The 11,997-nt window shown below is 44.1% G+C and carries 11 protein-coding genes and 1 riboswitch; of the genes, 10 read left to right on the forward strand and 1 reads right to left on the reverse strand.

The genetic code is table 11. The features are described 5' to 3' along the window. The first annotated feature begins 439 nt into the window (after window positions 1–439). The 4 genes from GJV22_RS19570 (at window position 440) to GJV22_RS19585 (ending at window position 5,392) form a co-directional block, all read left to right on the forward strand. The gene (locus GJV22_RS19570; protein ID WP_205461969.1) at window positions 440–1,462 is read left to right on the forward strand and encodes an HAD family hydrolase; all 1,023 of its coding nucleotides are present in this window, start codon (window positions 440–442) and stop codon (window positions 1,460–1,462) included. Window positions 1,463–1,541: 79 nt separating this feature from the next. After that, window positions 1,542–2,351 carry a transporter family protein gene (locus tag GJV22_RS19575; protein WP_205461970.1) on the forward strand — a complete coding sequence of 270 codons (810 nt, stop codon included), beginning with the start codon at window positions 1,542–1,544 and terminating at the stop codon, window positions 2,349–2,351. 102 nt (window positions 2,352–2,453) lie between these two features. Next, complete coding sequence (locus tag GJV22_RS19580) at window positions 2,454–4,616, forward strand: DUF3300 domain-containing protein (RefSeq protein WP_163717796.1); 2,163 nt, start codon at window positions 2,454–2,456, stop codon at window positions 4,614–4,616. 77 nt (window positions 4,617–4,693) lie between these two features. Beyond that, window positions 4,694–5,392, forward strand: coding sequence for a porin family protein (locus GJV22_RS19585; protein WP_163717798.1), 699 nt, complete (start codon window positions 4,694–4,696; stop codon window positions 5,390–5,392). 113 nt (window positions 5,393–5,505) lie between these two features. Here GJV22_RS19585 and GJV22_RS19590 read toward each other — a convergent pair whose 3' ends face one another. Next, window positions 5,506–6,141, reverse strand: coding sequence for a hypothetical protein (locus GJV22_RS19590; protein WP_163717800.1), 636 nt, complete (start codon window positions 6,139–6,141; stop codon window positions 5,506–5,508). A 547-nt stretch (window positions 6,142–6,688) separates the two neighbouring features. Between GJV22_RS19590 and GJV22_RS19595 the strand changes: the two genes are divergently transcribed. The 6 genes from GJV22_RS19595 (at window position 6,689) to GJV22_RS19620 (ending at window position 11,453) form a co-directional block, all read left to right on the forward strand. Then, window positions 6,689–7,438, forward strand: a complete 750-nt coding sequence (locus GJV22_RS19595) for a hypothetical protein (RefSeq protein ID WP_163717802.1) — start codon at window positions 6,689–6,691, stop codon at window positions 7,436–7,438. 116 nt (window positions 7,439–7,554) lie between these two features. Then, window positions 7,555–7,651, forward strand: a riboswitch (TPP riboswitch). 108 nt (window positions 7,652–7,759) lie between these two features. Next, entirely contained in the window at window positions 7,760–8,557 is a 798-nt protein-coding gene (gene thiM, locus GJV22_RS19600) for a hydroxyethylthiazole kinase (RefSeq protein WP_238480364.1), read from the forward strand. After that, on the forward strand, window positions 8,554–9,183 hold the full coding sequence (gene thiE, locus GJV22_RS19605) for a thiamine phosphate synthase (RefSeq protein ID WP_163717804.1): 630 nt from the start codon (window positions 8,554–8,556) through the stop codon (window positions 9,181–9,183). Before thiM ends, thiE begins: the two co-directional genes overlap by 4 nt. 3 nt (window positions 9,184–9,186) lie before the next feature. Continuing rightward, on the forward strand, window positions 9,187–9,834 hold the full coding sequence (locus tag GJV22_RS19610) for a TenA family protein (protein WP_163717806.1): 648 nt from the start codon (window positions 9,187–9,189) through the stop codon (window positions 9,832–9,834). 45 nt (window positions 9,835–9,879) lie between these two features. Further along, window positions 9,880–10,686: a bifunctional hydroxymethylpyrimidine kinase/phosphomethylpyrimidine kinase gene (thiD, locus tag GJV22_RS19615; RefSeq protein WP_163717808.1), complete on the forward strand. Its 807-nt coding sequence runs from the start codon at window positions 9,880–9,882 to the stop codon at window positions 10,684–10,686. Window positions 10,687–10,841: 155 nt separating this feature from the next. Then, the gene (locus tag GJV22_RS19620; RefSeq protein WP_163717810.1) at window positions 10,842–11,453 is read left to right on the forward strand and encodes an alpha-ketoglutarate-dependent dioxygenase AlkB family protein; all 612 of its coding nucleotides are present in this window, start codon (window positions 10,842–10,844) and stop codon (window positions 11,451–11,453) included. The last annotated feature ends 544 nt before the right edge of the window (window positions 11,454–11,997 follow it).

Consider the following 11,997-nt stretch of genomic DNA (forward strand, 5'->3'; position numbering starts at 1 on the left):
AAGACATTTTTAAGAATCGACCGCATAACCAGGATCAATATAAAGCTATTTTTTTGCTGTGTTGGGATTATATTAAAATCAATATTCTTTCTCTAAATGCTCAGGCGAATGGTTTTCAGTCGATAAGCGTCTTGTCGTTGATGATAAGAAACAGAAATATTGGGTTTCGTTTTATGTGCCGTATCAGCTGTTGGGATTTTCCCGGGGGTAACTGATGGTTGTTTTCATTGTTTGTTGAATCAGAATTCTTGTTTCTCCGGCGTCCTTTAAATTTGTTCATTTTTAGACATAATATTTTCAGAATATGTTGTAATTTGATAGGGTTGCTTACGTTCAACAAAAAAGAGAGCATATACAAAGCCTCCGATTCTTTTGTTTTCTGAGGATGGGCGGGAGCGATTCTAAGTTGATAATGTCGAATAACCCTAAAGCGAGAAAGGTGAAACAACTAAAATCTTTACGAATTCTGTGCACCGTGATCGGTGTTCTTATTTTATCGGCCTGTAGTCAGGGGGATAAGAAAAATAATGGCGATGCCTTAACGAATCTTGATCCACTCCCTTCGTGGAACCAGGGCGATGTCAAGCAGGCAATTGTCGATTTTGTCACGAAGACAACCACGGAAACAAGTCCGGACTTTATCCCGGTTACCGATCGAATTGCCGTTTTTGATAACGATGGTACTTTATGGAGCGAGCAGCCGCTTTACTTTCAATTTGCGTTTGCGATTGATCAGATTAAGAAAATGGCTCCGGAACATCCGGAATGGCAAACTGAACAGCCCTTTAAAGCAATATTGGCCGGGGATTTATCAACAGCGCTGACTGGTGGCGAGCATGCAATTGTCGAAATTGTAATGGCTACTCATGCCGGGATGACCACTGACGAGTTTTCTGCCCTTGTAAAGGGCTGGATTAGTACAGCCAAACATCCTCAAACAGGCAAGCTTTACAAAGACATGGTCTTTCTGCCGATGATTGAATTACTTAATTATTTAAGAAGTAATCAATACAAAACCTTTATCGTATCAGGTGGTGGAATTGACTTTATACGTGCCTGGGCTGAGGAAACCTACGGAATTCCTTCGGATCAGGTAGTCGGAAGCTCCGGTAAGGTAAAATACGAAGTGATTGATGGAAAACCGGTACTGATCAAACTCCCGGAACTCAGTTTCATTGATGATAAGGAAGGGAAACCGGTTGGTATCCATCAATACATCGGGAAACGACCGGTATTTGCAGCTGGGAACTCCGATGGAGACTATGCCATGTTGCAATGGACATGTACCGGAGATGGTCCTCGTTTTGGGATGTTTGTGCATCATACCGATTCGGTTCGGGAATTTGCCTATGATCGCGAGTCGTCAATTGGCGGCTTAAATAAAGGGTTGGATGATGCAGCCCAATACAACTGGTTGATTGTCGATATGGAAAAAGACTGGGGAAAGATTTATGCAGATTAGTTTGAATACATGAGAATGGGATAACGTGCGGGGGATATTTCTAAATATTGCACACAACTCTGAATTTAAAAAATATGTTATGAAGAGAACTGTTTTTATTATGCTCTTAATTGGTGGCTTAGGATGTAGTCACTTGCTTTTGGCTCAGGAAACAAATCAGTCTGATGCCGCCGAATTAGCTAAAAAGTTATCGAATCCGATAGCTAGTTTAATAAGTGTGCCGCTTCAGAATAACACTGATTTGGGAATCGGTGCCAATGGTGGTTCGCGTAACACGCTTAACATTCAACCGGTCGTGCCACTCTCTCTAACCGAAGATATAAATCTCATTGTGAGGTGGGTTCAGCCTGTTATTTCCCAGTATAATGTCACCGGAAGCGGAAAGCATGAATCTGGATTGGGCGATGCCGTTGTGAGTGCTTTTTTTAGTCCTGCTGAAGCCAAAAATGGTTTAACGTGGGGGGTGGGACCTGTGCTTTTGGTGCCAACGGGAACCAATGATTACCTGACAGCAAAAAAACTCGGTATCGGGCCGACTGCTGTTGCCTTGTACCAGGCAAATGGAATGACATTTGGAGCATTGGTCAATCAGGTTTGGAGCATTGCCGGTGACAAGGACCGCAGTGATCTGAGTTCCATGTTTTTTCAGCCCTTTTTTACCTACAACTGGAAATCAGGGGCCGGGATTGGCGCTAATTTCGAGGTTACTCAAAACTGGAAAGGAAATACCACTACCGTTTGGCTAAATCCGATATTGACAGCCGTAACCAGTTTGGGGAAGCAAAAAACACAGTTTCTGTTTGGACCACGCTTAAACCTGGCAGCTCCCGATGGAGGTAAAGCCGATTTTGGTGTTCGAGCCGGCGTTGTTTTTCTTTTTCCTAAATAAGCAGACGAACTTATAAACCAACCATTCTTATCGATTTCGTTGAGGGGTGGCGTTGACAATTCAGTACATTTTAGTGCGTTTTTTCCTTAAAATTCATCGGTTATGAAATATTCAATATGGGCGTTATTTATGGTTCTCTGTTCGTTTTTGTATGGAGAGAGTATTGACAAACAAGTTCATTGGCCGCGAGAGATCAAAGAGCAAAAGTATTTGATTACGCTTTACCAACCCCAGCTGGAAACGTTAAACGACAATATTCTTGAAGGTCGGATGGCACTGTCTGTAAAAGACAAAAACGATGAACTCATCTTCGGCGCTTTATGGTTCAAGGTGTTTTTATCTACCGACATGGAAACCAGGTTGGCAGTGATGGAGAAGATGGAAATCCCGATTGTCAAATTTCCTGATGTTGAAGACGAGGCTAAACTCCAGGCATTAAAAGAGATTATTATCGAAAATCTGGAGTCTGCGAATATGGAAATATCGATCGATCAGGTTTTGGCCAGTGTTGAGACGGTTGCAGCGAATAATGAATTGAGTGATCAGCTAAATAATCAGTCGCCAACAATCTATTTTCGGCGCGAACCAACCGTTTTGGTCAGTATCGACGGAGAGCCAATTTTGAAAAAGGTTGAAAACTCAAAAATGGAATATGTTGTTAATACGCCCTTTTTTATTGTTAAAACCGGCAACAAGTATTTCCTGAAGGGAGGTGAATATTGGTATACATCGCAGAAATTAATTACCGAAGACTGGACAGAAACCAAATCGGTTCCGAACGAAGTTATTGAGCTGTCAAAAGGAAAGGTTGATGAGGAGAAACCGGAAGATGTTGCAGAGGACGGTGGAGCAATCCCCAAAATTATTAGTGTTTCCGAACCGTCAGAACTGGTCGTGACTAGCGGTGACTCGGAGTACGAGCCGATTAAGGAAACTTCACTGTTGTATGTCAAAAACAGCGAAAGTGATATCCTTATGGACATTAATTCGCAGGAGCATTTTTTGTTGTTGAACGGACGTTGGTACAGTTCCAAAACGTTGAAGGACGGTGATTGGAATTTTGTAGAACCGGAAAATCTACCGGAAGAATTTGCTCAAATACCAGCAGATACAACCGGTATTGCATCGGTTCGGGTAAGTGTTCCGGGAACTCCGGAAGCAACAGATGCGATGTTCGAACAATATATTCCGCAAACGGCGACCGTTGACCGGAAAACGGCCACCGTTGAAGTTACATACGATGGAGAACCCAAATTTGAAAAAATAGAGGGTACTGCATTGTCGAGTGCCGTCAACACCGAAAGTACGGTTCTCAAATTGGAAGACACCTACTATTGTGTTGATGAGGGGGTTTGGTTTGAAGCTTCCAGTCCTAAGGGGACTTGGAAAGTCGCGGATTCGAGGCCCGAGGAAGTTGATCAGATACCACCGAGCTCTCCGGTGTACAATGTGAAGTATGTTTATATTTATGACTCTACGCCTGATGTGGTGTATGTTGGTTACACACCCGGCTATTACAATTCGTATGTTTATGGAGGTGTCGTTGTTTATGGAACGGGTTTTTACTATCGTCCCTGGTACGGAAGCTATTATTATCCGCGGCCGGTAACCTATGGTTTTGGTGTTCATTACAACCCGTATACGGGCTGGGGATTTTCCGTAGGAATTAGTTTTGGGTGGTTGTCGATTGGCTATCATCCTAGTTTTTGGGGGCCTTCAGGTTATCGCTATGGTTACCGTCATGGTTATTACCATGGCTACCATCATGGTTATAACCGGGGTTATGCCTCCGGTTACTACCACGGACGCCACCAGTCGAATAATATCTATCGAAACAGGAGAACGGGAGTCACACATACCCGGAATAATACCCGTCCGGTTAACAACTCACGAATTCGGCCTTCAACCAGGCCCAACAACGTTTATACCGATCGCAGCGGGAATGTTTTTCAGCGCGACAACAAAGGAAATTGGGAACAGAAAAACAAACGGCCTGTCAGCCAAACGCGTCCAACGAATTTAAACCAGCGTCCAACTCAATCCATAAAGCGTCCGACTCAGTCGGTACAAAGGCCAGATAATAAAGCGGTTCAGCGCCCAACACGACCAGCCCAGCGACCAGCTCAAGGGAACTACATGAACAGTCAATTTCAAAACAGAAGCCGGGGGAATACGAATACCCGGAATTTCCAAAATAGCAGAGCTGCTCCTGCAGGAAACCGAGGAAGAGCAAAAGTTCCGCAACGAACAGGTGTCCGACGATAGGTGCGAAAATACATCTATCAAGGCGCTATGTCTGAAAACAACGTCATGCTGACTATTCACTTAATTTCGACTGTTTGATGAAAAAAATTATCGTCGGGTTGACCTTATTCTTGGTCACTTTTACTTCACACTCTCAGATACTTATTTCCATGTTGTTCGGTGATAAGTTGAATTCTGACGGTCTGGAATTTGGTTTGGAAGGTGGCATCAATTTTTCGCAAATTTCGGGAATGGAAACCTCCAGTAGTATGGTTGCTTATAATTTGGGATATTACTTCGATATTCGAATTAAAAACCAGTGGAATTTATATACCGGAATGTTGGTTAAATCAAATTTCGGTTCGGATAATTTAACTGAAAATGATCTGAATTCATTAGGCGCGACAATCAACGTTGAGAAGGGAGATTACAAGCAAGTCATTAAAGCCTTTCAGCTTCCGGTGCTGGCAAAGTACCATTTCAAGAACCATTTTTATTTGGAGTTAGGTCCGCAATTTGCACTGATGTATGATGCATACATTCAGTTTGACTCGGATATCGAAGGCAAGAATATTCGGATCCGGGATAATAATAAAGATATCCTAAGAACGCTGGATGCTGGTGTGGTAGGTGGCTTCGGTTACAAACTCATGAACGGTGAGGGATTTACAGTCGGGCTTAAATATTACCAGGGGTTTACGGATGTGTACAAAAACATATCGGGGACAACAAATAGTTCCCTTTTTCTGAAGATCAACATCCCGATTGGTTCCTACAAAGAGAAGGAGGAGAGCTAAAGGCTTTTTTCTTAGCTTAATAATAAAAGAGCAAATTGGAGTTTCGTTCAATTTGCTCTTTTATCATTATGGTTCGTCCTTTGAAAGCACGCCTGTGCCTGCAATGAACGACATTATTGGATTACGTTATCGTCGACTAATGTTTTTACGAGTTTCCTGGCATATTCTTTTGCTCCTGAATAATAAGATGACGGGTCAATCAGCGAAGACTGTCCGGTCCAGACGATGGCATCTTGCGGGTTCGCGCCTTCAACATCAAAGAGCCTTGTTTCCAGAATATACGATTTTTCCTGCCTGTAGTACTCCGGTGTGTAGGCAAAGCCATACCCGTACCTGATATAGCCGCGGTAACCCCCGTAGCCGTACATTCCAGGTCCGTAATACGCACCTGTGGCAACTTCCTTCACATCACGGCTATCCTCTTTGATTAAAGAAGAGGCGATAACCGCGTCATAATTTCCTTCCATAATCTTCGATGCGATTTCTTCTTCACTCAAATCAGCGACATTGAGGATAGGAGGGAAAACATCGAGACTGTTTGATGCGTTGATCCCTTGTTTCTTGAGTTCTTCAACAATCGTGTTTTCAAAAGTTGTACGCGCTTCCAAATTCTTCGTAATGGCAATTACCAGGATGCTATTAAAGCTTTTACCATTGTAATCTGCTCTTTTCCACGTGTGTTTCATAGTTGATGTACATGCACCGAGCACCAGTACGCTCATAAGACTTAAAAGAATTTTAATTTTCATGTGTTCCCTTTTTTTAGATTAAATTTAGATAGTACACAAAAGTTCGAAAAATGCTATCGAGAGCTAATTCAGTCAGATCTTGTTTTAGTTTGACTGTTTTGGAGTGACAGATTTAGAGTGTATTACGATGTAGTAATTTACAAAATATTTCTAATATTAGTTATATTTTATTGTTCTTGTTTTATGCTTCAAATAGCATTTGCCGCTTTTTCTTTAAACATTCTGTTCTTCGTTTGGCTAGCTAACCAGAGGTGCCAGTCTAATGGATCATGAACTCAAAATGAGAAAATGATACGCTTAGACAGAAGAGGATTGGGATGGTGAAACAATACACGAATGCTGACCGGTTGCCAAAACGATTTCGCCGGCTGTATGAAATTAGATTTTAAATATGATTTGACTTTGAAATGATGATTTAATTTTTGAACCTTATAAATAGAAAAGATTATAATGATCACAAAGGAACAGGCAGGATGGTAAGCGATTGGTGAACGCTCGAAGTTTCAATCTTTTCTATCGGGCAATCAAAGATTAGTCGGTCGATGTGATGGCTGATTTATCTTCATCCAGTGTCATTCGTTTTGCATGCAACGAGAACAACAACTATTTTACTGATAACATGAAAAAATTAATGAAAGGTCTTTTTTTATCCTGTGTGATAGTCATTGCAGGATGTGGTTCATCAACGAAGTTGACTGATTCATGGAAACATGTAGACAATCAAGCGAAGAAATTCAACAACATCGCAGTCGTGACTCTTTTTCCGAGCAGTTCGAACCGCTATCTGATGGAAAATTCGATGAAGGATGCTTTTAAAGAAAAGAAAATAACTGCGAAAGCGACTTACGATATCTTTCCGATGGCCGGGAAATTAGGTGATGTTGAGATAGATGATGAAGCCAAGGCAAAACTGAAAAGTAAAGTGGAACAAAAAATTACGGATAATAAGTTTGATGGCATCCTGATAATTACACTTTTACAAAAGGATGTTCAACAACGATATGAAGAAAGCAAGGACTTTCATTGGGGAGGGACTTCTTATTACGGGACACCCTATTCCGGAGGTTCATTCTACGATTATTATGCTTATTCTTTCGGTTCTATTTATCGGTCGGGATACTACGTTGATGATGTAACTTATTTTGTTGATTGTAAATTTTATGACGTAAAGACGGAAGAGTTGCTATGGTCGGGACAAACAAAAACGGTGAATTTGAAAGACATGGAAGAAGAGACCATTCGTTTTTCACACATCATCGTGAAGGATTTGTTGGATAAAAAAGTCATCGTGCCCTAATGGATCGGTAATTACGTGTCCCTTTTGTCGCTTAGCTTCTTTGTCGGGAGATGTTTCATTGAGCAAAAGATATTGAGCGCTAATTTTGACCGTTTGGAATTATCGTTAACTTTGTTGCATCTCGTTGGGGGTGTCCGCAGATGGCGGACTGAGATTATACCCTTCAAACCTGAAATGTATCATTACAGCGTAGGGAAACGAGGGTTGTATGATTAATCATTTTAGCATGATATACAAGCCGTTTCACTTCCTGTGAGATGGCTTTTTTGATGGCCGTCCGCAGATGATCCTTTCAAACGAATCAAAATAATAAAATTTGAAATGATGATTTCTGTAGAGTCTATTTGTGCCGACCTGACAGCTGTTCGTGAAAAGTCGCCCTTAGTACAAAATATCACCAATTTTGTGGTCATGAACAACACCGCCAATGCTTTGCTGGCCATTGGTGCATCGCCGGTTATGGCGCATGCTGTTGAGGAAGTTGAGGATATGGTGAACATCGCTTCAGCCTTAGTGATTAATATGGGAACCCTTAATTCGCAGTGGGTTGACGGGATGATTAAAGCCGGAAAAGCAGCTACAAAGAAAGGCATCCCGGTTATTTTCGATCCGGTTGGTGTTGGAGCAACTCCCTATCGAAACGAAGTTGCTGCACAGATTCTGGAACAGTGTAAGCCGACCGTTATTCGTGGAAATGCTTCTGAGATTATGGCTTTGGCCAAAGAGAATGTGGTTACCAAGGGAGTTGACAGCTCTGCGTCGAGCAATTCGGCTGTGGAAGCAGCAAAACGGCTGGCTACCGAAACAGGCGCGGTGGTTGTCATCAGTGGTCCCGAAGATTTTATTACCGATGGCGAGCTGGTGCTTTCAACCTTAAATGGTTCAACCATGATGGCCCGGGTAACCGGAATGGGATGCACAGCGACCGCTGTTCTTGGGGCATTTGCCGCGATTAATGCAAACGCTATTCAGGCAGCAAGCCATGCCATGGCGGTGATGGGAATTGCCGGTGAACTGGCTACGGCAAAATCGACCGGACCGGGAACCTTGCAGTTGAATTTCCTGGACCAGCTGTACACGCTTTCTGAAGCCGACATCAAACAGACGTTCAAATCATGAAAACATTCGATTTAAGCCTGTACCTGGTAACCGACCGAAGCTTGTCTCTAGGTCGCCCGTTGGAGTTTATTGTTGATGAAGCGGTGAAAGGTGGCGTTACCATGGTTCAGTTGCGCGAAAAGGATTGTGACTCCCGCGAATTCTACGAACTCGGTATTCGATTGAAAAGCTTGTTGGCACCCTTAAATATTCCCCTGATTATAAATGATCGACTGGATATTGCCCTGGCCATTGATGCTGATGGTTTACATGTCGGGCAGAGCGACTTGCCCTGGCAGGTAGCCCGGTCGATTCTCGGCAAGGACAAGATTCTCGGTCTTTCGGTGGAAACCATGGAACAGGCGAGAGAGGCCAATGCACTGGACGTGGATTACATCGGTATTTCGCCGGTATTTGCAACAGCAACCAAAACAGATACCTTTCAGCCTTTTGGTCTGGAGGGCTTAAAAGCCGCCTGTGCATTGTCGAAACACCCGACTGTTGCCATTGGCGGAATTAAGCAGGAGAATGCAGCTCAAATTATTGCACACGGGGCCAATGGAATTGCGGTTGTTTCAGCGATCTCAATGGCAGAGAACCCAATGAAAGCAGCAGAAGTGTTAAAACAAACGATTAAAAAAATATAGAGGATGAAGTGGAGTGATCAGGCTTGGGCGGACTGTGCGTCCGTTTATGGCGAAATTTTGACCTTACCCTTTTTGCAGGAACTCACGAACGGGAACCTGCCAAAGGAGAAGTTTCTGTTCTATTTGCAGCAAGATGCTTTTTACCTGGCTGAATACGGGAAAATACTGGCTGCCATCGCAGGCCGTTTGGAACGAAAGGAATGGCGGGAAGCTTTCCTTCATTTCTCAGCTGACACGGTTGCGGTAGAGCAAGCATTGCATCAGTTTTACCTGAAAGACTCCAAGGCAAAAGCAGAACCTTCGCCGACCTGCACGCTTTACACCGGGCATATGTTTCGGCAATTGGCTTGTGCCTCTGTTGAAGAAGCACTGGCTTCTGTTTTACCCTGCTTCTGGGTGTACAAGGAGGTTGGCGACTATATCCTGGCCAATCAAACGAAAGAGGAGAACCCTTACCAATCGTGGATTGATACCTATGGTGGCGATGAGTTTGCCAAAGCTGTCGCAAAAGCCCTGTTTATTTGCGATCAGTATGCTGAAAAATGTACACCGGAGCATCGAAACAGGATGACCCGGGCGTTCAAACTGTCCTTTAAAATGGAATGGATGTTTTGGCAAAGCGCTTACGAACAGGAGCAGTGGCCGGTCTGATTATTTTCCGCGATGCTCTATGCCCCAACTCTAAATCCGAATGACATGCATTATAAACGTGTTTTAAGTATTGCCGGAAGCGATCCAAGTGGTGGAGCCGGTATTCAGGCCGATTTAAAAACCATGTCGGCTTGCGGTTGTTTTGGCACAACAGCCATTACTGCAGTGGTCGATGAAAATACAGTCGGCGTCTTTGGTGTTCATCCCATTCCGGTTGACTTTGTTAAAGGGCAAATCAAATCGGTATTGGACGATATTGGCGCCGATGCCATTAAAATAGGGATGTTACACTCTTCGGAACTGATTCGTGGCATTAGGGAAACCCTGTTGCCTTACCAGATCCGAAATATTGTTCTTGACCCCGTTATGGTCGCAACCTCGGGTGATCCTTTGCTTCAGAAAGAGGCGATATCCACCCTTCAAAATGAATTGATACCCCTGGCACGCGTCATCACGCCCAATATTCCCGAAGCGGAGATCTTGTCGGGGCAGAAAATCGCTTACCAGGCCGATCTGAGAAAGGTGATAAAAAGCCTGACTTGCGGCGGCAAAGTTTCTGTCTTGTTGAAAGCCGGTCATTTAACGGAAGATGAGCTGACGGACATCTTTTACAATGTTGAAACCGATGAAATGTTGGAACTGAAGTCGAAACGCGTGAACACGAAGAACACCCACGGAACGGGTTGCACTTTTTCGTCGGCAGTCGCATCCTTTTTGGCGAGAGGACTGGAGTTGAATGATGCTGTCCGGGCAGCCAAAGAATACATCAACAAGGCCATTGTTGAAGGGGCGGCATACGAGATTGGGAAAGGACACGGGCCGGTGCATCATTTTCACCCGTTTTGGAAATAGGGCAGCAGTCTTCTGTGTTCATTCGCAGGCCCAACTGATGCTCCCGCTTTGTATTTATGCCTGTCCCTGCCATTCGGTGCCAATAAACCCGCGGCCGGCAAATCAGTCAACCTTTGGTTCGAATGGCTGTTTAGGGGAGGAAAGAAAGTGAATACATGAATCTTTTCAGAACAGCTGCATCCCGGTCCGAAAACCTGCTGCCCTTCGATGGGACGGTGGAATATTACGGTTGTGTCCTTTCGCCGGCCGATGCTAACGGCTTTTACGAACGCTTGCTACAAACCATTGACTGGAAAAATGATGAGGCAATCTTATTCGGCAAGAAGATCATCACCAAACGGAAAGTCGCCTGGTATGGCGATAAGCCGTTTCGCTACACCTACTCCAACACCAATAAGTTTGCGTTGCCATGGACCGATGATCTGCTGGCTTTAAAGCAGCTTTGCGAGCAGCAAAGCGGGGAGAGCTACAACTCTTGCTTGCTGAATTTATATCATGACGGGAGCGAGGGGATGGCCTGGCACAGCGACGGCGAAAAAGACCTGAAGCCCAACGGAGCCATTGCGTCTTTCACCTTGGGAGCCGAGCGCAGGTTTTCGTTTAAGCACAAACAAAGCAAAGAAACCCGCTCGCTACTTTTGGAGCACGGCAGCCTGCTGGTGATGAAAGACGAAACTCAAACCTACTGGCTACACCGTTTACCTCCCACCAAGACTATTCATACACCGCGGATTAATCTGACGTTCCGGACAATTACGGGGCAATAGACATGGTTGTATGCCGTGGCATTCCGAATACAATTGGCGGGACTGCACTTGAAGCGTACAAAAGAACTCACTTACACTGTTCCCCGGATACTGCTGTCCGTTTCTGCTTTATCGTTAAACAGTCCACCTGCCTCTGGTCAGAATGCGTCGTTCGCGCGTTCAAATGCATGACGATTTAGACTGAAATCGTCATGGCTTCAGCGTAAAGCGTAACGCAACATACTGAAATCGTCGTGGCTTCAGCGTAAAGCATAACGCTTTAGACTGAAACCGTAATGATTTCAGCGTAAAGAACAACGTAGCATGCTGAAGCCGTCATGGTTTCAACGTAAAGAATGACGCAATATGCTGAAACTGTCACGCTTTCATCCAAAAGAAAGGTGCAATTTGACGCTTTTGCGTGCGTGCACGAGTCATGTGTGATGGTTTTTGAAGCGCTTAAGCTACTATATGTCAATAGGTAAGGCTGATTTTGCGCGCCTGTGATGCTGACAACCTTCAACAGCTCCGATAAAAAAAGCCAGCCCGATAAAAGATCGAACTG

This window comes from Mangrovibacterium lignilyticum, assembly GCF_010882175.1.
GTDB classification, from domain to species: domain Bacteria; phylum Bacteroidota; class Bacteroidia; order Bacteroidales; family Prolixibacteraceae; genus Mangrovibacterium; species Mangrovibacterium lignilyticum.

What these genes read in the sequence shown, in the direction of transcription:
- thiM (WP_238480364.1), top strand. Translation starts at nt 7,760, where the DNA reads ATGATGATTTCTGTAGAGTCTATTTGTGCCGACCTGACAGCTGTTCGT.
- GJV22_RS19620 (WP_163717810.1), top strand. Translation starts at nt 10,842, where the DNA reads ATGAATCTTTTCAGAACAGCTGCATCCCGGTCCGAAAACCTGCTGCCC.
- GJV22_RS19595 (WP_163717802.1), top strand. Translation starts at nt 6,689, where the DNA reads ATGGCTGATTTATCTTCATCCAGTGTCATTCGTTTTGCATGCAACGAG.
- thiE (WP_163717804.1), top strand. Translation starts at nt 8,554, where the DNA reads ATGAAAACATTCGATTTAAGCCTGTACCTGGTAACCGACCGAAGCTTG.
- GJV22_RS19575 (WP_205461970.1), top strand. Translation starts at nt 1,542, where the DNA reads ATGAAGAGAACTGTTTTTATTATGCTCTTAATTGGTGGCTTAGGATGT.
- GJV22_RS19585 (WP_163717798.1), top strand. Translation starts at nt 4,694, where the DNA reads ATGAAAAAAATTATCGTCGGGTTGACCTTATTCTTGGTCACTTTTACT.
- GJV22_RS19580 (WP_163717796.1), top strand. Translation starts at nt 2,454, where the DNA reads ATGAAATATTCAATATGGGCGTTATTTATGGTTCTCTGTTCGTTTTTG.
- thiD (WP_163717808.1), top strand. Translation starts at nt 9,880, where the DNA reads ATGCATTATAAACGTGTTTTAAGTATTGCCGGAAGCGATCCAAGTGGT.
- GJV22_RS19590 (WP_163717800.1), bottom strand. Translation starts at nt 6,141, where the DNA reads ATGAAAATTAAAATTCTTTTAAGTCTTATGAGCGTACTGGTGCTCGGT.
- GJV22_RS19610 (WP_163717806.1), top strand. Translation starts at nt 9,187, where the DNA reads ATGAAGTGGAGTGATCAGGCTTGGGCGGACTGTGCGTCCGTTTATGGC.